A 22,019-nucleotide genomic window follows, 5' to 3' on the forward strand; every position below is an offset into this window, starting at 1 on the left:
AGAATGACTCATATCTATCTGCGGGCAATGATCTGCGCACCACTGCCGTCCGGGATAGCCGTCGTTCACCAGTCGTCAAGGCCGACGTTTCACCGCGATCCAGCCCGCAACGACGCGGTGGGGGTGGCGCCGTTGCCACCCCACCGCTCTCCCCGCCGGTGCGCCGTCAGTGCTTGTGGAACGACTGGCGCACCACACCCCCCACCAGCGCGCACCAGGTAGTGGTGCTGATCTTGCCGTTGGGCGGTAGTCCGTGCAGGCGCTGGAGGTCCTTCACCGCCGTGCGGGTGGCGTGGTCGTACTCACCGGTCGCGGTGACCTCGGCGTAGCCCTTGGAGGCGAGCATGAACTGCGCGGCGGCCACCGGAACGCCCGACGACTTCTGGTCCAGCTCCGGGCACAGGGTCTCCCAGGTCGGTGCCGTGAGCGTGGCGTCGACGTCGACCGGGATGCCGTTGCGCGCCTGCCAGTCCTGCACCGCCGCGACCGTGGCCGCGTCGAACACGCCGGTCACCGGCACGGTGTAGCCGTGGAACGTCAGCAGGTACTGCGCGACGCGGACCACCGGGCCGCCGACGAAGCGCCAGATGTCCGGCCAGCGGCGGGCCGGCACGTCGCCCAGGTCGGTGCCCAGCTCCTTGAACACCGCGCGGCGCAGCGCCGGGAACTCCCGGTAGAACATCGCGCCCGGGCAGAGCGTGGCGCGGAAGTCCCAGTGGCCGAAGATGTCGTGGGCGTGCAGCCCGTACTGCCGGCAGATCGCGGTGCACAGCCGGACCAGCCCGTCGAGCAGCTCCTCCGGCGGCGTCTCGGTGACGTAGGTGCCCTCGTTCTCGATGCCGATGGCCCGCCCGTTCTCGCCCGGGCAGTGCGCGGCGATCATCTGGCGGTCGCCGGCGACCAGCCGGTCCAGGCTGCCGTGGCGTCCCTCCAGGACGTGGCCGCCGCGGCTCACCGTGAAGTGCTGCCCGGTGTCGGACCAGCCGTTGCCGTCCATGTGCAGGTCCTGGCAGTCGCGGGCGAGCTGCTTGGCGTGCTCCTCGGAGTAGTCGGTGACGTTCGGGAACGCCATGTGGTGCACGATGATCTTGTTGGTCGGGATCGCGCTCACCGACAGCGGGTCGGCCGGCGGGCGGGCCGCCCACTCGTCGCAGCTGATGATCCAGTCGAGGTCCGCGCTCGGCGCGGCGTGCGCGGCGGCCGGCAGGGCGAGTTCGCTGCCGACGACCGCGACCGCGGCGGCGCCGAGGCCGGCCCGCAGCAGCGTACGGCGGTCCAGCTCGGGGTGGTCGAAGTGCATCTCGCCTCCTCGATGGCCCGACCGGCGCCGGGCAATGTAAAGGAACTGCAAAGACTGTGCGCGTGGTGGAGAATATTGCCAAGCTCACGCGGTGCGCCAGAGGACAAAAGCGACGTTCGCCGGCCGGCGCGCCGAACGCTCCTACCGCCGGAGTAGGCGATCTCACGTCCGCTGACCGGGACGGACCATGGCCTTCCGCGACCTGTCGTGGCAGCCTGGGCCGGTGCAGTCGCCCAGTCTGAGCGGGATCCTCGTGCTCGTCGCGGTGCTCGCGGCCGCCACCGCGTTCGGCTGGTGGCGCCGTCGCCACGACGGGCGGCTGCGCGCCGTCCGGAAGCGCCCATCGGCCGCCGACGCGCCGCACCGGGCCACCCTCACCGACCTCGGCGTACGCCCCGGCGAGGTCACGCTGGTGCAGTTCTCCGCCCCGGTCTGCGCGCCCTGCCGGGCCGCCCGCCGGGTGCTGGCCGACGTGGCCGCCCGTCTCGACGGGGTAGCGGTGCTGGAGGTGGGCGTGGACGCACACCTCGACGTGGCCCGTGAACTGGACGTGTGGCGTACCCCGACCGTGCTGGTGGTGGACGCGGCCGGGCGCGTGGTGCGCCGGGCCGCCGGCGTGCCCGACCGCGACGACCTGATCGCCGCGCTCACGGTGGGAGCCGGGCGATGACCGGCGTACGGCTGATCCGCCGCCGGGTGGTGGACCACGGCCGGCTCGGCACGAGCCTGTGTGCGGCGGCGCGTCCCGACTGACCGACCGCCCCCGCACGAGCGGACCCACCCCATGCTGCTCGATCCCCGGGGACCGCGCTTCGCCGCCGTCCTCACCACGGTCGTCCTCGCGATCGTCCTCGTCACCGGCTCCGGGCTGCTCCTGCTCGCCCAGGCCGTCGTGTTCGCGCTCACCGCGCTGAACCCGCGCGTCGGCCCCTACGGCCTGCTGTTCCGCGCTCTGGTGGCGCCCCGGCTGAACCCGCCGGCGGAGCTGGAGCCGGTCGCGCCGGTGCGCTTCGCCCAGGTCGTCGGCCTGGTCTTCAGCGCCGTCGGCGCGGCCGGCTGGTTCGCCGGGCTGCCCGCGCTCGGCCTGGCCGCCACCGGTGCGGCGCTGGCGGCGGCGTTCCTCAACGCCGCGTTCGGGCTGTGCCTCGGCTGCGAGGCGTACCTGGCGATCCGGCGGCTGGCCGGACGCCCGCTCGCCGCCCGGGTGGCGGTACCCCCGCGCTGACCGTCCACCCGTACGCTGGCCCCGGCGGAACGGGGGGAGTGGCATGGCGGGTCGCGGGCGGCTGGACCGGCGCAGCGTGCTCGTCGCCGCGGGCGGGCTGGTGGTCGCCGGGATCGGCGTGCCGGTCGGGCTGGCCGCCACGAACGACCGGCCGCCGCCCCCGCCGCGCGGCCGGCGGCCGGTCAGCATGGCGATGCACCTGCATGCCTCGTTCAGCGAGGGCGTGGCCAGCTACGCCGCCCACCTCGACCAGGCCCGCCGCAACGGCGTCGACGTGCTCTGGTGGACCGACCACGACTTCCGGGTCGCCGCCCACGACCACCGCCGGGTCGTCCACTTCGACGGCCCGGAGGAACGCGAGGGCGGCCTGGCCTGGACCTGGCAACCGGCCACCGAGGGGCGGCTGTCCGCCTCTGCCGCCGACTTCGTGGACGCGCCGGACGCCCTCGACGGCCCGGGTCGCGCGCTGCGCCTCACCGCCGCCGGTTCCGGCACCCACTGGTACGCGGGCAAGGCGTGGAACTGGACGCACACCGCCAACATCTCCGACACGAAGCTGCACCTCGACGTACGCCCCGAAGCGGCGGGCCGGGACGCCACGCTCACCGTGGAGGTGGCGCTGTCGCACCACCCGGCCGGACCCGGCCGGCCCGCCGGGCAGCTCGTGCTGCGCTACCGCCTCGGTGGCGTGGACGCGGTCCGGCACACTGTGGACGGCCGCCACGGCACCGTCGAACTGCCCGCCCCGGCGGGCGCCTGGCGGCGGCACACGTTCGACCTGCTCGCCGACGTACGCCGGCTCTGGCCCGGCATCGTCGCCGGGGACAACTCGCTGCGCGGGCTGCGCTTCGGCGTGACCGTGTCCGGTGGCGCGCGCGGCGCGTACCTGGTGGACCGGCTCGTCTTCGACCGGGCCCGCCGAGCCGGGCAGGCGGGCGAGGAACTGCGCGCCGAGGTGCTGCGCGGCTACGCCGCTGCGTACTCCGGCGTCACCCACCACCGCGCGTACGAGGTGTCGATGGTGCGGCACCTCAACTGGTTCGGCGGCGACGGCACGCTGCCGCGCTTCCCGTCCCCGCCGTACCGGGACAACGACGTCGACGCCACCGAGCGGATGGTGGAGTTCCTGCACTCGCACGGCGGGGTGGTGTGCTGGAACCACCCGCTGGACACCGAACGCCGCGAATCACTGGCCCGCCTGCTGGTGAGCCGCAACGCGCTCGGCGTCGACCTGATCGAGATCGGACGCCGGCCGGTAGAGGACCACCTCTGGGCGTACGACGTGGCGGCCCGCAACGCGATCCCGCTCACCGCCGTGGGGGTCACCGACGACCACGACGGCACCGACTGGCGCGCGGGCCGGGACCGGAACATCACCTCCGTGTGGGCGGCCTCGACCGGCCGGGACGACCTGGTCGCGGCGCTTCGCGCCGGGCAGGCGTGGTTCGCCGACCTGGCCGGCTACCGGGGCGCGCTGGACCTGGAACTGGGTGGCCGCAGCGCGATGGGCGCGCTCGCCGTGCTCGCCGAGGACACCGTCACGGTGCGGCTGCGCGCCACCGACCTGCCGGCCGGGGCCACGCTGGAGACGGTCACCGGCGAGGTCGACCGGGCCGGTGTCGCGGACCCGACACCGGCGGTCCGGGTCGGGCAGGTCCCCTGGCGGCAGCTGCGGCAGGGCTGGCACGACCTGCCGGTGCGCGTCGGCGCCGGCACGTACGTACGCATCCAGGTCCGCGACCGCGACGGCGGGATCGTCGGCGCGAGCAACCCGGTCTGGCTGCTCCGCGCTGCCCCGCCCGGTGGCGTCCCGGCCGCCCGCCGCCGCTGACGTCGCCGACGGACATCCGCGCCGACGGGCGGGCCGCTGCGCCGGAGGTCAGGTCGTGTGGCGGATGACCGAGCCGGCGATCCGCCCGGTGAGCCCCGGTGCGAAGAACGGGTGGTGGCCCATGCCGGGCACGATCTCCAGGCGCGCCCCGGGGATCTGCGCGGCGACGGCTTCGCCGTGGGCCGGGGGCAACAGCGGGTCTTCGCTGCCGTGCAGGACGAGGGTCGCGGCGGTGATGCGGGACAGGGGGGCCCGCCGGTCGTCGTCCCAGCGTCGGCCGGCCAGATCGTGGTTCAAGGCGGCGGTGATGTCGTCGGCGCGGTCGTAACAGTGTTCGACGAACCGCCGCGCGGCGGCCTCGTCGAAGGGCAGGACATCGCCGTTGAGCACCCGCCAGGTCTGTACGTCGGCGTCCATGCGCTCCTGCGGCGTCGTGCGCGGCGCCTTCGCCGAGTCCATCAGGTGGTCGAGGAACCGTGGCGTCGGCGGTGGCAGTTCGCCGGCCGCGGCCGGTTCGCCTCCCATCGCCCGCGTCCACGCCGGGCCGGGGTCGTTCCCCATCGGGGAGGAAGCCACTGCCGTCAGCGTGCGGACCCGGGCCGCCCGGTGCACGGCGAGCCACTGCCCGATCGCCGCGCCGAGCGAGATCCCGACGACGTGCGCGGCTGTGACGCGGTGACCGTCCAGAACGGCGACCGCGTCGGCTGCCATGTCGGCGAGCGCGTACGGATGCGTGGCGAAGTCGACGGAGTCGGATCGGCCGGTGTCCCGGTGATCGAACCGGATCACCTGCCGGCCGCTGGTCACGAGGGCCGCCACGAGTTCGTCGGGCCAGCCGATGCCTTGCGTGGAGGTGCCCATGACCAGCAGGACGGTGGGGTCGTCGGGGTGACCGAAACGCTCGGTCCACAACCGAATCTGCCCAGAACGGACGAAGTGTTCCTCACGAGTGAGCATGGCTGCACCGTAGCGGTCACCGCGCGGCCCCCGAGCCACTACCCGTGGTAGCCGAGAAAGGCGTTCGTGAGATAATGGACGGGTAGGTGAGAGGGCGCCGCCCCACGACAATCGGCGCCCGCCCGTCACCGCCCGCCGGCCGTCTGTCCGACCAGGACCACCGCCATGGCCTGCCGCCCGCCCGCCCGGCCGTCCGCCGCCCCGTGCGACTGCCCCCGGGTGGCCCGTGCGGCGCCGGGGCCGGGTTTCCGCGCCGACGGCATCGGGTAGGCCCGGGAACACCCTGACTGTCTGCGTGGAGGCCCTTCGATGAGAGACAACTTCGGGGACGCGGTGGGCGACGCGTTCCGTTCGGTGATGCTGTTCCTGCCCAAGGCGGTCGCGTTCGTCGCGATCCTTGTCGTCGGCTGGCTGATCGCCAAGGCCGTGCTGAAGCTCGTGGACAAGGTCCTGGAGCGGGTCCACTTCGACCGGGCCGTCGAGCGCGGCGGGATCAAGACCGCGCTGGCCCGCTCGAAGTACGACGCCAGCGACATCGTCGCGAAGCTGGCCTACTACGGCGTGCTGCTGGTCACGCTCCAGCTCGCGTTCGGCATCTGGGGCCCGAACCCCATCTCCGACCTGATCGCCGGTGTGATCGCCTGGCTGCCCCGGGCGTTCGTCGCCATCGTCATCGTGGTGGTCGCCGCGGCCATCGCCCGCGCGGTGAAGGACATCATCTCCAGCGCGCTCGGCGGCCTCTCGTACGGTCGGGTCCTGGCCAACCTCGCCTCCGTGTTCATCCTGGGTCTCGGTGTCATCGCCGCGCTCAACCAGATCGGCGTCGCCACCACCGTCACCACCCCGGTGCTGATCGCGGTGCTCGCCACCGTCGGCGGCATCCTGGTCGTCGGCGTCGGCGGCGGGCTGGTCCGGCCGATGCAGAGCCGCTGGGAGAACTGGCTGACCCGGGCCGAGGAGGAGTCGCGCACCATCGCCACCCACGCCCGCGCCTACCAGGCCGGGCGGCGTGACGTCGAGGCCCGGCTCGCCGCAACCGGCCCGTACGCGGACTCCGAGCTGACCCAGCCGGTGAGCCGCGACGCCGAGGCGGACCGCACGCAGCCGGTCCCCGCCTACCCGGGCGCCCAGCCGGCCGCCGCCGGTGCGGACGCCACCGAGCCGGTGCCGTCGCAGGCGGGCGTGGAGGCCACGCAGCACATCCCGGCGTACGCGGACTCCGAGCGCACCCAGCCGACCACGCCGCGCCAGCCGACTGCCGAGCAGGCCGCGGACAGCGAGGCCACCATGGTCATTCCGCAGGCCGACGTGGACAAGTTCCGCCGCTGACCCGAACAGCGGAGACGAACCGGGGCGGGGCCGCACGGTCCCGCCCCGATCGCGTGCCCGCCGGGGGACCACCCGGGCGCATCGCGGCGGATAGGATCCCGGCATGACCTGGCGATGTTGATGCCTTCCTGAACGACGAGTCCGCGGGCCGCCGCGGACACCGTGCATTCCGACCGGTGTCCGTCACGTCCCGTGGGAAGGTTCCATGCTCGTCGCTCCTGCCCGCGTACCAGCGACCCGCCGTCTGGCGGCGACGCTCTACGGGTACGCGTTCCTCACCGACCTCGTCCTGCTCTACCCGCTCTACGTGCTGCTGTTCGCCGACACCGGGTTGTCGGTCGGGCAGATCTCCTCGCTGTTCGTGCTCTGGGCGGCCGCCGGCATCGTGCTGGAGGTGCCCTCCGGCGTGTGGGCCGACGCGGTGTCGCGTCGCCTGCTGCTCTGCCTGGCGCCGCTGCTGGCCGCCGGCGGGTTCACGCTCTGGGTGCTGGTGCCGTCCTATCCGGCGTTCGCCGTGGGGTTCCTGCTCTGGGGCGCCGGTGGCGCGCTGCGCTCCGGCGCGCTGGAGGCGCTCGTCTTCACCGAGCTGGGACGCCTCGGGGCGGTCGACCGGTACGCCCGGCTGATCGGCCGGACCCGCACCGCCGAGGTGCTCGGCGCGGTCGGCTCGGGGGTGCTCGCCGGGCCGGTGTTCGCGCTCGGCGGTTACCTCGCTGTCGGCGCGGCGAGCGTGGCGACGTGCCTGCTGGCGGCGGCCGTCGCGGCCCGCTTCCCGGAACACCGCCGGCCACCGTCCGCGCCGCTCCCGGGCGCCGCGCCCGACGGGCGGGGCGCGGGCGACGAGCCGGGGGAGGAGCCGGAGGACGAGCCCGGCTGGCTGGACAGCCTGCGCCTGGGCCTGCGCGAGGTGCGGGCCGACCGCCGTGTCCGCGCCGCCGTGCTGCTGGTCGCGGCCGTCACCGCGATCTGGGGCGGGCTGGACGAGTACACCGGGCTGCTGGCCGCCGACAGCGGCATGGCCGAGGCGGGCGTGCCACTGCTGCTCCTGCTGGTGTGGGCCGGGATGACTGTGGGCGGGCTGCTCGCGCCGCTGGGCGAGCGGCTGTCGCACCGGGGGTACGCCGGTCTGCTGGTGTTCGCGGCAGGCGCGACGGCGGCCGGGGCGCTGCTGCGTCACCCGGCGGGGTTCCTGCTGCTGGCGGCGGCGTTCGCCGCGTTCCAGCTGGCCACCGTGCTCGCCGACGTGCGGCTCCAGGCCCGGATCGCCGGGCCGGCCCGGGCCACCGTCACCTCGCTGGCCGGGATGGCCACCGACCTGACCGTCGTCGCCCTCTACGGCGGGTACGGGCTGCTCGCCGGTGCCGTCGGCAACCCGGCGGCGTTCGCGTTCGCCGTGCTGCCGTACCTGCTGGTGGCGCTGTGGCTGCTCACCGGTCGAGCGTGAATCGCCAGAAAAGGGACCAATGGTCGCGTTCGCGGCCTAGCGTTGGTCCGGAAGTTCGGCGAGCCCGGGGGACGATCGCTGTGACGTTGGAAGCAGAGCGCACACTGCGCGACGAGGACCTGACCGGGCTGGCGGAGCTGGCCGCCCAACTGCGGGTGGACGCGATCAGGTGCAGCACGACGGCCGGCTCCGGGCACCCCACGTCCAGCCTCTCCGCCGCCGACCTGCTCGCCGTGCTCGTCGCCCGGCACCTGCGCTACGACTGGTCCTACCCCGGCAACCCCGGCAACGACCACCTGATCCTCTCCAAGGGGCACGCCTCCCCGCTGCTGTACGCGGTGTTCCGGGCCACCGGCGCGATCAGCGAGCAGGAGCTGCTGGAGACGTACCGGCGGTCCGGGTCGCGCCTGCAGGGCCACCCCACGCCGGTGCTGCCCTGGGTGGACGTGGCCACCGGCTCGCTCGGACAGGGCCTGCCGGTCGGCGTCGGGGTGGCGCTGGCCGCCCAGTACCTCGACCGGTCGCCCGCCCACATCTGGGTGCTGTGCGGCGACAGCGAGACCGCCGAGGGCTCGGTCTGGGAGGCGCTGGACAAGGCCGGGCACTACGGCCTGCGCAACCTCACCACGATCGTGGACGTCAACCGGTTCGGCCAGCGCGGCCCCACCGAGCTGGAGTGGGACCTGGACACCTACCGCCGGCGCGTCGAGGCGTTCGGCTGCCAGGCGATCCTGGTCGACGGCCACGACCTGGGCGCGATCGACGAGGCGTACGGGCAGGCACGCGACGCCACCGGGCCGACTGTGGTGCTGGCCCGCACCGTCAAGGGCAAGGGCGTGCCCGAGGTGGAGAACGACCCGGCCTGGCACGGCAAGCCGTTCGACCCGGAACTGGCCGACCGGGCCGTGCGGGCGCTCGGCGGCCCCCGGCGCATCCGGGTCGCCGGACCGAAGCCACCGCCCGCGCCGCGGGCCGCCGCGCCGGAGATCCGGTCACCCGAGCTGCCGCAGTACGAGCGCGGGGCGAAGGTGGCCACGCGGGACGCGTACGGCGACGCGCTGCGCGCCCTCGGCGCCGCCCGGCCCGACGTGGTCGCGCTCGACGGCGAGGTCAGCGACTCCACCCGGGCGGAGCGCTTCGCCACCGCGTACCCGGATCGGTTCTTCCAGATGTTCATCGCCGAACAGCAGCTCGCCGCCGCGGCGGTGGGCCTGGCGGTGCGCGGCTACCGGCCCTTCGCGGCGACGTTCGCCGCGTTCTGGTCCCGGGCGTACGACTTCATCCGGATGGCGGGCGTGTCCCGCGCCGACATCGCGCTCGTCGGCTCGCACGCCGGGGTGGAGATCGGCCCGGACGGCCCGTCCCAGATGGGGCTGGAGGACATCGCGGCGCTGCGCGCGGTGCCCCGCTCCACTGTGCTGTGCCCGGCCGACGCGGTCTCCTGCGCGGCCCTGGTCGCCCAGATGCCCGACCAGCCGGGCGTGAGCTACCTGCGCACCACGCGCGGCAAGTACCCGGTGCTCTACGACGACGGCGAGCCGTTCCCGATCGGCGGCAGCCGGACGGTGCGCGACGGCGGGGACGTGGCGCTGCTGGGCACCGGCGTGACTGTGCACCTGTGCCTCGCCGCCGCCGAGGAGCTGACCCGCGAGGGCATCGACGCGCGGGTGATCGACCTGTACTCGATCAAGCCGGTGGACCGGCAGCGCCTGGCCGAGGCCGTCGTGGAGACCGGCGGGCGGCTGGTAGTGGTCGAGGACCACTATCCGGAGGGCGGCCTGGGCTCGGCCGTGCTGGAGGCGCTCGCCGACCTGGGCCAGCCGGCCCGGGTCAACCACCTGGCCGTACGCGGGCTGCCCGGTTCCGGCACCCCCGCCCAGCAGCTCGACCGCGCCGGTATCGGCGTGGGCGCGATCGTCTCCGCGGCGCGGGCCCTGGCCTGACCGGCGGCGCGGGCCCTGGCCTGAGCCGTGCCCGCCGGGAACCGCGGCGTGGGGCTTGGACCGTGCCGGGGTGAGCCGGGGCGGCGGCCGTGTTTGCCGTGGCCGGCGGCGGGTAGCCACGCTGCCGTTGCGACGGGAGGACCGACGATGGCCGAACCCGAGTTCTACGCGCGGGTGTCCGCCCGCGCCGGCGTGCCGGTGGAGACCGCCCGCGCGCTGACCGAGGCGACGCTGCGCACGCTCGCCGAACGCATCAGTGGCGGCGAGGCCGATGACCTGTCCGCGCACGTCGCGCACGAGCTGCGCCCGCTGCTGGCCCGCGCCCGGGTCGAGGAGCCCGAGGTCTTCGGGTACGACGAGTTCCTGCGCCGGGTCGCCGAGCGCTCCGGTGCGACGCCGTCCGACGCCGAGCGCGGCGCGCGGGCGGTGCTGCAGGCGCTGCACCGGGTGGTCGGGCCGGCCCAGTTCAACCGGGCGCTGTCCCAGCTGCCCCGCGAGATCGCCGAACTGGCCCAGCCCACCCCGCGCCCCGCCTGAGCGAAAGGAAGGGCCCCCTGTTAACGCCTCCGGTAGAGGAAGGGCCCCTTGTTAACACCCGCCGCCGCGGGCCGCACGCGTCGCGGCGGGGGAGGTGTCAATCGGGCAGCGCGTCCACGTAGACCCAGCGGCCGTCCTCGCGGGCGAAGCGGCTGTTCTCGGCCAGCACGCCCGCCCGGCCGTCCTCGCGGTAGTGCGCCCGGAACCGGACCGTCCCGGCGCTGTCGAACAGCCCGCCCTGCCCGGTCTCCACGATCTCCAGCCGGGTCCAGCGGGTGCCCGGATCCAGCTCCAGCCGCGCGGGCCGGGTGGTGGAGTGCCAGCTGTGCCGCAGGTAGGCGGCGTCGCCGAGCGCGAACGCGCTGAACCGGGACCGCATCAGCGCCTCCGCGGTCGCCGCCGTCGCCTCGCCCCGGTGGACCGGGGCGCAGCAGTCCGCGTACGGCCGGCCGGTGCCGCACGGGCAGGCCGCCGGACGTTCACCCCGTTTCGCCATTGCACGATTCTCCCAAGCGCCGGGGAGGTGTTAAGAAGGGGCCCTTCCTCTACCGGAGGCGTTAACAGGGGGCCCTTCCTTACACCTCAACCCGCTACGCTCCCCGGACCATGAGTGTGAGCCCTACTCAGCGCGTCCTCGACCCCGCTCAGGTCCGCCGCTACCTCGCCGCCTCGCTCGGGCCCGAGGCCGAGGTGGAAGGCTGCGGCCCGCTGAGCGGTGGCGGCTTCGCCGCCGTCTGGTGGGTACGCCTCACCGACGGCCGCGACGTGGTGCTCAAGGTCGGTCCGCCGCCGAACGTGCCGCTGCTGCGCTACGAGCGCGACATGATCGGCGCGGAGGCGCACTACCTGCGTCTGGTGGCCGACCGCGCACCGGGAGTACCGACGCCGGCGCTGCTGCACCACGGCACCGACCCCGGCCTCGGTGACTGGCTGCTCACAGCGCGGCTACCAGGTCGTACCCTCTGGGACCTGACCCAGGCCGGCGCGGACGTGGGGCCGCTGCGCGCGGAGTTCGGCCGCGCGCTCGCCGCGCTGCACACGGTCACCGGCGAGCGGTACGGCTACGACGGCGACCGGGCCTCGGCCGGCACGTGGCGGGACGCCTACCCGGCCATGGTGGACGACATGCTCGCCGACGCCGCGGACTGGTCGGTGCCGCTGCCGGTGCCCGCGTCCCGGATCCGGGCGCTGGTGGCCCGGCACGCGGCGGTGCTCGACGCGGTCGACCGCCCGGCGCTGCTGCACTTCGACGGCTGGGCCGGGAACGTGCTCGCCGTCGACGGGCCGGACGGCACTCCGCGCCTGAGCGGCCTGGTCGACGGCGAGCGGTACCTGTGGGGCGACCCGCTGATGGATCTGGTGTCGCCGCTGCTGTTCCGCCGCGCCGAGGACGAGCCGGACGACCCGCTGGTACGCGCCTACCGGGCGGCGGCGCCGTTCCCGCTCGACGCCGGGGCGCGGCGGCGGCTCGGGCTCTACCGGCTGTATCTCTACCTGCTGATGACCGTCGAGATGCCCAGCCGGAACATCACCGCCGACAACGATCCGGGCCGGGTGGAGCTGCTGGCGGACCTGCTCGACGCGGAACTCGCCCACCTGGCCGGCTGAGCGTCAGCGGGTCGCGGTGGCGAAGACGACGATGTTGTCCGGGTAGCTCCCGGTCCTCGGGTCGAACCGCCCGCCGCACGTGATCAGCCGTAGCCGCGCCGCCGCGTCGCCGCCGTAGACCCTCGCGGTGGGGAAACGCTCCTTCGGGTACGCCCCGACACCGTCCACGGTGAACGTCGCGGTCCGTCCGTCGGCCCGCAGAACCCGGATCGTGTCGCCGGGGCGCAGCCGCCCGAGGTGGAAGAAGACCGCCGGGCCGTGCTGCGAGTCGACGTGCCCGACCAGCACCGCGTTGCCGGCCTGGCCGGGCGCCGGACCGGGGTGGTACCAGCCGGTGACCTCCGGGTGCTCCAGCGGCGGCACCTCCAGCGCGCCGTCGGCGTCGGTGGCGACCGGGACGATCTCGGCGTCGACGCCGATGCGCGGGATGGTGACCCGCACCGGTGTGGCGCGGGGGAGGGCCGGGCCGGCCGTACCGGGTCGTTCGGTCGCCGGGGCGGCGGAGGCACCGGGTTGCGGTGGTGACGCCGACGTGGTGCCTAGCCCGGCCGAGACCAGCCCGGTGCCGGTGGCGGCGGCCACGGTGACGGCGGTGACCACGACGGCGGTGTGCAGGCGCGACCGGCGCTGCGACTCCGACAGCATCCCACCTCCGTGCGACGGGGACGCGGCGCCCGCGCCGGATGTTCCGGCGCGGGCGGACCGCTCGACGAGCCGGTCAGGCGACGGCGCCCGCGCGGCGCCGGCGGATGACCGCGTACGCGCCGCCGGCGAGTGCCCCGGCGGCCAGGACGCCGCCGGCGATCAGCACGCCGGTGTCGCCGTCCCGTCCGCCGCCACCGGCCTGCGCGCCGCCGATCGGCGTGACGGTGAACGTGGCGCTGCCGCCGTCGCTGCCGTCGCCGCAGGTGGTGGCCACCGTGTACGTGCCGAGCGTGAACCCGGCGGTGAACAGTTCGGCGCTCAGGCCACCGCCCGCCGCGGCCGTGGTGGACCGGACGTTCTGGTCCCGGTCCGGGCCGGTGACCCGGAAGATCGCGTCACCGGCGTTCGGGTTGCACGTGGTGGTCAGCACGACGGTGCCGCCGACCGGGGTGGTGGCGGGTGAGACTCTGGTGTCCGCCAGCGCGGCGGCCGGGAGCAGCAGTGCGCCGAGGCCCACGCCGAACGCCGCCGATCCGAGAAATGACTGTGCCTTCATCCGCGTCTTCCCTCACTTTTCGTCCGCTGTAGGCGTGGGACGTCGTTCGGGTGGCCAACTCCGTGACGAGCACCGGTGTGGCCAACACTAAGAGGGTTGCGGCGGTCACAGGGGGTAATTGAGAAATCTTCGTTGCCGTCCGGTGTGCTCCCTGCCGCCACGAGACGGCGGACATGCCGGGCCAGGCCGGGCGGCGAACCGTCCCGGTTCGCCACGTCTGGGCTCGCTGTCCGGTTCCGGGCTACCGGCTCGGCGGCTCCGGCCTGACCAGCCCGGTGTCGTACGCGAGCACCACCGCCTGGATCCGGTCGCGCAGGCCCAGCTTGGTGAGGATCGCCGAGACGTGGGTCTTCACGGTGGCGGTGCTCAGGTGCAGCCGCGCGGCGATCTCCGCATTGGACAGTGCCCGGGCGGTGAGCGTCAGCACCTCCCGCTCGCGGGCGGTCAGCGCGGCGAGCACGTCGCCGGTGGGGGCGGGCGCGGGCAGCCGGTCGGCGTACCGGTCCAGCAGCCGCCGGGTCACTGTGGGTGCGAGCAGCGCCTCGCCCCGGGCGACCACGCGTACCGCCTCGGCGAGGTCGGCCGGGCGGGTGTCCTTGAGCAGGAACGCGCTCGCCCCGGCGCGCAGCGCGGCGTAGACGTGTTCGTCCAGGTCGAACGTGGTCAGCATGACCACGCGGGCCGGGTTGCCGGTGGCCACCAGGTCGCGGGTGGCGGCGATGCCGTCGCGCCGGGGCATCCGGACGTCCATCAGCACCACGTCCGGCCTCGTGCGGGTCGCGACCGCGACCGCCTCGACGCCGTCTGCGGCCTCCCCGACCACGGTGAGGTCGGGTCGCGCGTCGAGGACTGTGCGCAGCCCGGCGCGGATCAGCTCCTGGTCGTCGGCGACCACCACCCGCACGGTCACCGGTTCGCCCCGACCGGCAGTCGTGCGTGGACCCGGAACCCGCCGGCCGGCAGCGGGCCGGCGTCGAGCGTGCCGCCGAGCAGCCGGGCCCGTTCCCGCATGCCGACGATGCCGCGCCCGGTGCTCGTACCGGGACGGCGGGCGGGTGCCGGGCCGTCGTTGACGACCTCCAGCCGCAGCACGCCGTCGCGGTAGCGGACGTCGACGTCGGCGTGGGTGGCGTGCCCGTGGCGCAGCGCGTTGGTCAGTGACTCCTGCACGATCCGGTACGCCGACAGTTGCACCCCGCCCGGTAGTGCGTCGCCGTCGCCGTCCCGGCGCAGCGTCACCGGCAGGCCGACCGCCCGTACCGCGTCGGCGAGCGCGTCGAGCTGCGCCAGCCCCGGCTGCGGCCCGTCCGGGCCGGACCCGTCGTCGGCGGCCAGGGCGTGCAGCATGGCCCGCAGCTCGGTGAGCGCCGACCGGGCCGCGGTGTCGATCGCGGCGAGCGCGGCCCGCGCCTGCTCCGGCTGTTCGTCGAACACGTCCTCGGCGGCGGCGGCCTGGACGGCGATGACAGCGACGTGGTGCGCGACCACGTCGTGCAGTTCCCGGGAGATCCGCTCGCGTTCGGCGGCGCGCACCTGCCGTTCCCGCTCGCAGCGCCGCTGCGCCTGGCCCCGCTGCAACTCGCCGAGCGTCCAGCTCAGGCCCAGCGCGGTCACCGCGAGCAGCAGGTCCCGCCAGCCGCCGGTGACCAGCTTCCACGGCGTGGGCGCGAGCAGCAGAGCGAGCGCGACGAGCGAGTACCGGGGCGGGCGCAGCCGGGCCACGTACGCCATCGGGATCGCGACCAGGCCGAGCCAGCCGAGCTGCGGGCAGAGCGCCTCCAGGCCGGCGCCCGCGAGCGCGGCGACGGTGAGGGCGTACCCCGGGTGGCGCCTGATCCACAGCAGACAGCTCGCCTGCGCCGCGGCGAGGCCGGCCGCGACGGCGGTCGCGCCGGTCGTGGCCGGGCCGGCGTCGGAGGCCAGCAGCGCGAGCAGGCTGACGGCGAGGCTCAGGGTGGCGATGCCGCCGTCGAGCAGCAGCAGGAACCGGGACCGGGACGCGCACCTCATGTCCGGATGCTAGGCCGCGGAGCCGCCGCTTCTCATCGGTCGCCAGACGGAGATCCGGCCCGGTGGTCGTTCCGGCGACGGAGCCGCGAACCGCTCCACGGCCCGATCCGCGCGACGGCCCGCCGGACCTAGCGTTTCCGGCAGTCGTCCGATGTGGAGGAACCACCCATGGAGAACACGATGCCGACCGTCGCCACCCGCCCGAACCGCCGCCGGGACCGCCTGCTCACGGTGTTCGCGGCCGCCGCCGCCACGCTGCTGGGCTGGCTGGTCGCGGTACCGGTGGCCGGGGTGGAGCTGACCGCGCGTACCGGCTCCGGTGAGCAGCGGGTGACACCGGTGGCCGTGGTGGTGAGCACGCTGCTCGCCGGGCTGGCCGGCTGGGCGCTGCTGGCCCTGCTGGAGCGGCTCACCGGCCGCGCCCGGACCGCCTGGACGGTGGTCGCGGGCCTCGTGTTGCTGGTGTCCCTGCTCGGGCCGGTGGGCGGGGGAGCGGGCCGGGCGGCGACGCTGACGCTCGTGGCGTTGCACCTGGTCGCGGGCGCGGTGCTGATCACCGGCCTGCGGCGGGCCGTCCGCTGACGGCCCGCGCGGACGGCCCGCGCCGGACCGCCCGCTGACGGTCCGGGCCGCCGCGACGGGGGTGGGCGGCCCGGATCATTGAAACTAGCCTCCTAGGACGCTCTACGCGACGTGACCCCCGCGTCCGAAAATTCCTCCGCCACCGATGTCGAGAACGAACGGGCTGCTTCGTCCCCGGAGTGAACGCGGCCAGAATGGGTCGCACCCTCCACGAGGAGACACACATGAAGTACCTGCTCCTGAAGCACTACCGCGGCGGCCCGACCCCGGTCAGCGACATGCCGCAGATCGACAAGTGGACGCCGGAGGAGATCTCCGCGCACGTGCGCTACATGCAGGAGTTCGCGGCCCGGCTCCAGGAGAGCGGCGAGTACGTCGACGGTCAGGCGCTCGCCCCGGAGGGCACGTTCGTCCGCTACGGCGGCGAGGGACGCCCGCCGGTCACCGACGGCCCGTTCGCCGAGACGAAGGACCTGATCGCCGGCTGGATGGTGATCGACGTGGACAGCTACGACCGCGCGCTCGAACTGGCCGCCGAGCTGTCGGCCGCGCCCGGGCAGGGCGGCAAGCCGATCCACGAGTGGCTGGAGCTGCGCCCGTTCCTGACCGCGCCGCCCACCATCACGGAGTGACCCGTCCGATGGACGAGGTCGCGCTCCGCAGCCTCATCCCGGGCGTGCTCGGTGTCCTCGTCCGCCGCGGAGTCGACTTCGCGGCGGCCGAGGACGCCGTACAGGACGCGCTGATCGAGGCGCTGCGTGTCTGGCCGGCCGACCCGCCCCGCGATCCGCGCGGCTGGCTGGTCACAGTGGCGTGGCGGCGGTTCCTCGACGTGGCCCGCGCCGACGCCGCCCGGCGCCGGCGCGAGGACCTCGTGGACGAGGAGCCGCCGCCCGGCCCGGTGTCCGCCGTGGACGACACGCTGCGGCTCTACTTCCTCTGCGCGCATCCGTCGCTGAGCCCGTCGTCGGCCGTCGCGTTGACGCTGCGGGCCGTCGGCGGGCTCACCACCCGGCAGATCGCGCACGCGTACCTGGTGCCGGAGGCCACCATGGCGCAGCGCATCAGCCGGGCCAAGCGCACCGTGTCCGGGGTGCGGTTCGACCAGCCAGGCGACGTGGCCACCGTGCTGCGGGTGCTGTACCTGGTGTTCAACGAGGGCTACTCCGGCGACGTGGACCTGGCGGCCGAGGCGATCCGGCTCACCCGGCAGCTCGCCGCCGCCATCGACCACCCGGAGGTGGCCGGGCTGCTCGCGCTCATGCTGCTGCACCACGCCCGCCGGGCCGGGCGGACCGCGCCCGACGGCAGCCTGGTGCCGCTCGCCGAGCAGGACCGCAGCCGGTGGGACACCACGCTGATCGCCGAGGGCGTGGGCATCCTCCAGACCGCCCTGTCCCGCGACCGGCTGGGCGAGTTCCAGGCCCAGGCCGCCGTCGCGGCCCTGCACGCCGACGCGCGTACCGCGTCCGAGACCGACTGGGTGCAGATCGTCGAGTGGTACGACGAACTCGTGCGCCTGACCGGCAGCCCGATCGCGCGGCTCAACAGGGCGGTGGCGGTCGGCGAGGCGGACGGCCCGCGCGCCGGGCTGGCGGCGCTCGCGGCGCTCGACGACACGCTGCCGCGTTACACGGCGGTGGCCGCGTACCTGCACGAACGCGACGGCGACCCGGACACCGCGGCCCGGCTGTACGCGGAGGCGGCCCGCCACGCGTCCAGCCTGGCCGAACGCGACCACCTCAACCGGCAGGCGGCCCGCCTCAACACCCGCCGGGCCGGATAAACCGGTCGGCGGCGCGCGTCGTCGCTGGTAGGTTGCCTCGCCGTGACGGGGGAACGGCTCGGCGGGCGCTTCGCCCGACTGTGGACGGCGAGCACGCTGTCCGCGCTGGGTAGCGGAACGGCGACGGTGGCCGCACCGCTGTACGTGGCGTCGATCACCGACGATCCGCTGGTCGTGTCGGCCGGGGCGGCGGTGTCGTGGCTGCCGTGGCTGCTGTTCGCGCTGCCCGGCGGCGTGCTCGCGGACCGGGTGGACCGGCGGCGGCTGATGGTGCTCATCGACTGGGTACGCGTCGCCGCGCTCGCCGCGCTGGCGGTGGCGATGCTCGCCGACCGGGCCGGGATCGCGCTGCTCTACGCGGTGCTGTTCGTGGTGAACACCGGCGAGGTGGTGTTCCGTACCGCCGCGCAGGCGGTGCTGCCGGCGGTGGTGCCGCGCTCGCTGCTGGAACGCGCCAACGGGTGGCTCGGCGGCGGTACCCAGGTGATGCAGAACATGATCGCCGGCCCGCTCGGCGGGTTCCTGTTCGTGCTGGCGGCGTCGCTGCCGTTCGCGCTCAACGCCGGCACGTACGCGCTGTCCGCCGTCCTGGTCGGACTGCTCGCCGGGACGTACCGGGGCGGGCCGGCGCTTCAGGAGCGGCGTTCGGTGCGGGCTGAGGTCGCGGAGGGGTTCCGCTGGCTGTGGGGGCAGCGACTGCTGCGCACCATGACGGTGCTGATCGGCCTGCTGAACGTCACGCTCACCGCTGCGGTGGCGGTGCTGGTGCTGCTCGCCACCGAGCGGCTGGGTCTCGGCTCGGTCGGCTACGGCGCGTTGTTCACCTGCATGGCGGCCGGCGGAGTGCTCGGCTCGCTGATGGGGGACCGGCTGATCGCCGCGATCACCCCCACCTGGACGGTGCGGACGGGGCTGCTGGTCGAGGCGGGACTGCACCTGGCGCTCGCCGCCTCCCGCAGCGCGGTGGTGGTCGGGTTCGCGCTGTTCGCGTTCGGGGCGCACAGCGCGCTGTGGAACATCGTGGCGAACTCGCTGCGGCAGCGGCTCACCCCGCCCGCGTTGATGGGCCGGGTCGGCAGCACCACGTTGTTCGTCGCGGCGGGCGGCAACTGCGTCGGCGCGCTGCTCGGCGGTGTGGTGGCGGCCCGGTTCGGCATCACGGCGCCGTACTGGGTGGGTTTGGTGGTGGCGGTCGCGGTGATCGCCGCGACGTGGCGGGTCTTCGACCGGGCGACGGTGGCCGCCGCCTACGCCGAGCCGGCCCCGCAGCGGCCCGCCCCGGTGCCCTGAGCGGGTCGGCCGGTGGCGGCGCCCGCCGATGTGGCAGCGTGGCCGGATGCACGCATCCTTCCCGGTCGACGTCGACCTCGCGCTGGTCGGCGGCGGCGGCGCCGCGTCCCTGGTACTGGCGGCGCTGGACCGGCACGACGTGACCGGGCTGCGGGTCGCGGTGGTCGACCCGGTGCACAAGCGCGGCCAGGACCGGACCTGGGCGTTCTGGGGCCTGCCCGGCGACGACCTGGACCCGCTGCTGAGCGCGAGCTGGTCGCAGGTCGACGTGGTCACGCCCGCCGGCCGCCGCGTGCTCACGCTCGACCCCCTGCGGTACGGCATGCTGCGCTCCGCCCCGGTCTACGACCGGGCTGCCGAGGCCGAGCGGCGGCTGGACGCGGTCCGGATCAGCGCCCCGGCGGGCGAGCTGCACGACGACGGTGAGCGGGTCGTCGTCCGCGACCCGGACGGCCGGGACCTGGTGCGGGCCAGCTGGGTGCTCGACTCGCGGCCCCGGCGGCCGAAGCGGCCGGGGCGGACCAGCTGGTTGCAGCACTTCCGGGGCTGGTGGCTGGCCGCCGACCGGCCGACGTTCGACCCGCAGCGGGCGGTGCTGATGGACTTCCGCACGCCGCAGCCGGAACGCGGGGTCTCCTTCGGGTACGTGCTGCCTGTCGACGACCGGTTCGCGCTGGTCGAGTACACCGAGTTCGGGCCGGAGCTGCTCGACGACGCCGGCTACGACACGGCGCTGCGCGGGTACGCCGGCCTGCTCGGCCTGGACCTGTCCACGCTGCGGGTGCGGGAGGTCGAGGACGGCGTGATCCCGATGACCGACGGCCCGTTCGAGTCCCGCCCGAGCCCTCGGGTGGTGCGGCTGGGCACCGCCGGCGGGGCGACCCGTCCGTCCACCGGTTTCACGTTCTCGGCGATGCTGCGCCAGGCCGACCAGGTGGCCCGGGCGCTGGCCGCCGGACGCCCGCCGGTGCCGGCGCCCGCGTACCCGCTGCGACACCTGTGGATGGACGCGGTCGCGCTGCGCGCGCTGGACCGGGGGCACGTCGGCGGGGTCGAGTTCTTCGAGCGGCTGTTCGACCGCAACCCGCCGGAGCGGGTGCTGCGGTTCCTCGACGGCGTGACCAGCCCGGCCGAGGACCTGGCGGTGATGCGGTCCAGCCCGCTGCTGCCGATGACCGTCGCGGTGCTCGGCGACGCGGCAGGCCGGCTGCGGGCGCGGCTGCGCCGCTAGCGGCGTCGGGGCGCCGGCGGAGTCCGGCGGCCGGGCGAATCGGCGGGCGCGGGGGCGGACGGCCGGCCGCCCCTGCCGAAGTCGGTGGTGAGCCAGTGGTCGATCGAGTCGAACGGAAAGGCCCGGGGCCGGTACGGCCCCGGGACGGTGCGAATCGAGTGCATGCGGTCGAGTCGGAAGATCCGCCAGCCGTCGCGGTCGATGTCGTACCCGACGAGATACCAGTGCCGCCGGCGTAGCAGGTGCCGGTAAGGCTGAACGGTGCGCCGGGACTCGTGGCCGTGCTGGTCGACGTAGCGGAAGTGGACGTGGGCGCCGGCGGCAACGGCGTCGGTGAGGGAGCCGGCGAGTGTCCAGTCCAGCGGTGCCGGGTCCTGGTGGAGGATCTGGGTGGAGATCGCTGTCGCTTCAGCACGGTGGCGCAGGCCGGGCGGAAGCACCTGCTGCAGCTTGGCGCGGGCCGAGCCGACCGCCGCGTCGTCGGGCATCCACGCCTCGAGCACGAGCAGGCTCGTGATGATGGTCGAGACCTCGTCGGAACTGAGGAGCGGCGGCGGGATCCGCACGGCCGGGCGCAGGCGGTAGCCGGCGCCGGGACCGGGCCGTGAGCGCACGTCGTAGCCCAGGTCGCGGAGACGCCGGGCGTCACGGCGCACCGTGCGTTCGCTCACCTGCAGCCGGGATGCCAGTTCGCCGGTGCTCCACTCGCGGCCGCTCTGCAGCAGCGACAGCAACCGCAGCGACCGGCTCGACGGGGTGTCCACCTCCCCATGGTCCGCGCAGATGCGGCCAGGAACGGGCCGCATCCCCGCCTAGCGTGTCTCCTGACATCTTCGGGAAGGACTCGCCGTGCGAATTGCAGTCACCACGCCCAACGGCAACGTCGGCCGCCACGTCACGAGGATGCTGGTCCGAGCCGGCGTCAGGCCACTACTGCTGGCCCGCCACCCGCAGAGCGTGCCGGACGAGCTGGCGCGGCACGTCGAGGTGGCGCCGGCCGATTCCCGGGAACCGGACCAGGTCCTGGCCGCAACCCGCGGTGTCGACGCGGTCTACTGGGTCGACCCGCCCGCGGCTTCCGCTGATCCGCTGGCGGACTACGCCCGCGCCACCGAGGCCATCACCACAGCTGTCACCCGCAACGGCATCGGCCGGGTCGTGTTCCAGAGCAGCGTGGGCGCGGAGAAGCGCCACGGCGCAGGGGAGATCGACGGCCTGGCCGCCACCGAGGTGGCCCTCGACGCCCTCGGCGTCGACGTCACCCATCTGCGATGCGGCTACTTCTTCACGAATCTGCTCCTCGACATCGAGTCGGTGAAGTCCGGCCGGCTCCAGACCGTGCTCCCGGTCGACGTCCCGATGAGCTGGGTCGCCCCACGCGACATCGCCGAGGTGGCAGCCCTGACCCTCCTCAACTGCGACTGGGCGGGCCGTCGCGTCCAGGCCGTCCACGGCCCCGACGACCTGACCTGGTCCCAGGTCGCCGCCATTCTCACCGACGAACTCGGGCGTGACGTCGTCGTCGACCGGATCGCCGACGAGGCCAGGTACGAGCAGTTCCTCGCCGTCGGCATGCCCCCGGCGACGGCCCGGGCCGTGCTGGGGATGTCGACCGGCCTGCGTGACGACTTCGTGCCCGAGCAGCAGCGCTCGGTGGTGACCACCACGCCCACGACCTTGCGGGCCTGGATCCGCGGCGACCTTCTCCCGGCTCTCCGAGACGCGCCGCGCTGACGTGACCCGCG

Annotated in this window: 22 protein-coding genes; 14 read left to right on the plus strand and 8 right to left on the minus strand. The window is 74.7% G+C overall.

What is annotated here, in order from left to right:
• Window positions 1–166: 166 nt before the first annotated feature.
• Window positions 167–1,300: an N-acetylmuramoyl-L-alanine amidase gene (locus tag Q3W68_RS17395; protein ID WP_302906432.1), complete on the minus strand. Its 1,134-nt coding sequence runs from the start codon at window positions 1,298–1,300 to the stop codon at window positions 167–169.
• Between the two features lie 223 nt (window positions 1,301–1,523).
• Between Q3W68_RS17395 and Q3W68_RS17400 the strand changes: the two genes are divergently transcribed.
• The 3 genes from Q3W68_RS17400 (at window position 1,524) to Q3W68_RS17410 (ending at window position 4,356) form a co-directional block, all read left to right on the plus strand.
• Window positions 1,524–1,970, plus strand: a complete 447-nt coding sequence (locus Q3W68_RS17400) for a thioredoxin family protein (RefSeq protein ID WP_302906433.1) — start codon at window positions 1,524–1,526, stop codon at window positions 1,968–1,970.
• A 114-nt stretch (window positions 1,971–2,084) separates the two neighbouring features.
• On the plus strand, window positions 2,085–2,525 hold the full coding sequence (locus Q3W68_RS17405) for a DUF4395 domain-containing protein (RefSeq protein WP_302906434.1): 441 nt from the start codon (window positions 2,085–2,087) through the stop codon (window positions 2,523–2,525).
• Between the two features lie 43 nt (window positions 2,526–2,568).
• On the plus strand, window positions 2,569–4,356 hold the full coding sequence (locus Q3W68_RS17410) for a hypothetical protein (RefSeq protein ID WP_302906435.1): 1,788 nt from the start codon (window positions 2,569–2,571) through the stop codon (window positions 4,354–4,356).
• Window positions 4,357–4,404: 48 nt separating this feature from the next.
• Here Q3W68_RS17410 and Q3W68_RS17415 read toward each other — a convergent pair whose 3' ends face one another.
• Entirely contained in the window at window positions 4,405–5,313 is a 909-nt protein-coding gene (locus tag Q3W68_RS17415) for an alpha/beta fold hydrolase (RefSeq protein ID WP_302906436.1), read from the minus strand.
• Between the two features lie 309 nt (window positions 5,314–5,622).
• On the opposite strand from Q3W68_RS17415, the gene Q3W68_RS17420 reads away from it, so the two are divergent.
• The 4 genes from Q3W68_RS17420 (at window position 5,623) to Q3W68_RS17435 (ending at window position 10,566) form a co-directional block, all read left to right on the plus strand.
• A complete protein-coding gene (locus Q3W68_RS17420; protein ID WP_302906437.1) occupies window positions 5,623–6,642 on the plus strand; it encodes a hypothetical protein in 1,020 nt (339 codons plus the stop codon).
• Window positions 6,643–6,847: 205 nt separating this feature from the next.
• Window positions 6,848–8,086 (plus strand): MFS transporter, encoded by a 1,239-nt coding sequence (locus Q3W68_RS17425; RefSeq protein ID WP_302906438.1) that lies wholly within the window; start codon window positions 6,848–6,850, stop codon window positions 8,084–8,086.
• An 80-nt stretch (window positions 8,087–8,166) separates the two neighbouring features.
• A complete protein-coding gene (locus Q3W68_RS17430) occupies window positions 8,167–10,029 on the plus strand; it encodes a transketolase (RefSeq protein WP_302906439.1) in 1,863 nt (620 codons plus the stop codon).
• Between the two features lie 147 nt (window positions 10,030–10,176).
• Window positions 10,177–10,566, plus strand: a complete 390-nt coding sequence (locus tag Q3W68_RS17435; protein WP_302906440.1) for a DUF2267 domain-containing protein — start codon at window positions 10,177–10,179, stop codon at window positions 10,564–10,566.
• A gap of 97 nt (window positions 10,567–10,663) precedes the next feature.
• On the opposite strand, the gene Q3W68_RS17440 is transcribed toward Q3W68_RS17435, so the two are convergent.
• Window positions 10,664–11,062 (minus strand): YchJ family protein, encoded by a 399-nt coding sequence (locus tag Q3W68_RS17440; RefSeq protein ID WP_302906441.1) that lies wholly within the window; start codon window positions 11,060–11,062, stop codon window positions 10,664–10,666.
• Window positions 11,063–11,172: 110 nt separating this feature from the next.
• On the opposite strand from Q3W68_RS17440, the gene Q3W68_RS17445 reads away from it, so the two are divergent.
• Window positions 11,173–12,174, plus strand: a complete 1,002-nt coding sequence (locus tag Q3W68_RS17445) for a phosphotransferase family protein (protein WP_302906442.1) — start codon at window positions 11,173–11,175, stop codon at window positions 12,172–12,174.
• Between the two features lie 3 nt (window positions 12,175–12,177).
• On the opposite strand, the gene Q3W68_RS17450 is transcribed toward Q3W68_RS17445, so the two are convergent.
• The 4 genes from Q3W68_RS17450 to Q3W68_RS17465 all read right to left on the minus strand — a co-directional run bounded on the left by Q3W68_RS17450 (window position 12,178) and on the right by Q3W68_RS17465 (window position 15,385).
• Window positions 12,178–12,819 carry a class F sortase gene (locus Q3W68_RS17450; protein WP_302906443.1) on the minus strand — a complete coding sequence of 214 codons (642 nt, stop codon included), beginning with the start codon at window positions 12,817–12,819 and terminating at the stop codon, window positions 12,178–12,180.
• 73 nt (window positions 12,820–12,892) lie between these two features.
• On the minus strand, window positions 12,893–13,375 hold the full coding sequence (locus Q3W68_RS17455; protein ID WP_073829387.1) for a hypothetical protein: 483 nt from the start codon (window positions 13,373–13,375) through the stop codon (window positions 12,893–12,895).
• A 241-nt stretch (window positions 13,376–13,616) separates the two neighbouring features.
• The gene (locus Q3W68_RS17460) at window positions 13,617–14,285 is read right to left on the minus strand and encodes a response regulator transcription factor (RefSeq protein ID WP_302906444.1); all 669 of its coding nucleotides are present in this window, start codon (window positions 14,283–14,285) and stop codon (window positions 13,617–13,619) included.
• Window positions 14,282–15,385, minus strand: coding sequence for a sensor histidine kinase (locus Q3W68_RS17465; RefSeq protein ID WP_302906445.1), 1,104 nt, complete (start codon window positions 15,383–15,385; stop codon window positions 14,282–14,284). The genes Q3W68_RS17460 and Q3W68_RS17465 overlap by 4 nt, the downstream gene beginning before the upstream one ends.
• A 168-nt stretch (window positions 15,386–15,553) precedes the next feature.
• On the opposite strand from Q3W68_RS17465, the gene Q3W68_RS17470 reads away from it, so the two are divergent.
• The 5 genes from Q3W68_RS17470 (at window position 15,554) to Q3W68_RS17490 (ending at window position 20,274) form a co-directional block, all read left to right on the plus strand.
• Complete coding sequence (locus Q3W68_RS17470) at window positions 15,554–15,967, plus strand: DUF6069 family protein (RefSeq protein ID WP_302906446.1); 414 nt, start codon at window positions 15,554–15,556, stop codon at window positions 15,965–15,967.
• A 224-nt stretch (window positions 15,968–16,191) separates the two neighbouring features.
• On the plus strand, window positions 16,192–16,599 hold the full coding sequence (locus Q3W68_RS17475; protein WP_302906447.1) for a YciI family protein: 408 nt from the start codon (window positions 16,192–16,194) through the stop codon (window positions 16,597–16,599).
• A gap of 8 nt (window positions 16,600–16,607) precedes the next feature.
• On the plus strand, window positions 16,608–17,753 hold the full coding sequence (locus tag Q3W68_RS17480) for an RNA polymerase sigma factor (RefSeq protein ID WP_302906703.1): 1,146 nt from the start codon (window positions 16,608–16,610) through the stop codon (window positions 17,751–17,753).
• Between the two features lie 42 nt (window positions 17,754–17,795).
• Window positions 17,796–19,043, plus strand: coding sequence for an MFS transporter (locus tag Q3W68_RS17485; RefSeq protein WP_302906448.1), 1,248 nt, complete (start codon window positions 17,796–17,798; stop codon window positions 19,041–19,043).
• A 46-nt stretch (window positions 19,044–19,089) separates the two neighbouring features.
• The gene (locus Q3W68_RS17490) at window positions 19,090–20,274 is read left to right on the plus strand and encodes a lycopene cyclase family protein (RefSeq protein ID WP_302906449.1); all 1,185 of its coding nucleotides are present in this window, start codon (window positions 19,090–19,092) and stop codon (window positions 20,272–20,274) included.
• Here the strand turns inward: Q3W68_RS17490 and Q3W68_RS17495 are convergent.
• Window positions 20,271–21,038, minus strand: a complete 768-nt coding sequence (locus Q3W68_RS17495; protein ID WP_302906450.1) for a YafY family protein — start codon at window positions 21,036–21,038, stop codon at window positions 20,271–20,273. The two genes, Q3W68_RS17490 and Q3W68_RS17495, sit on opposite strands and share 4 nt — an antisense overlap.
• 85 nt (window positions 21,039–21,123) lie before the next feature.
• On the opposite strand from Q3W68_RS17495, the gene Q3W68_RS17500 reads away from it, so the two are divergent.
• On the plus strand, window positions 21,124–22,008 hold the full coding sequence (locus tag Q3W68_RS17500; protein ID WP_302906451.1) for an NAD(P)H-binding protein: 885 nt from the start codon (window positions 21,124–21,126) through the stop codon (window positions 22,006–22,008).
• Window positions 22,009–22,019: the final 11 nt, after the last annotated feature.

The organism is Micromonospora sp. C28ISP2-4, from assembly GCF_030519385.1.
In the GTDB taxonomy this organism is placed as follows: domain Bacteria; phylum Actinomycetota; class Actinomycetes; order Mycobacteriales; family Micromonosporaceae; genus Micromonospora; species Micromonospora tulbaghiae.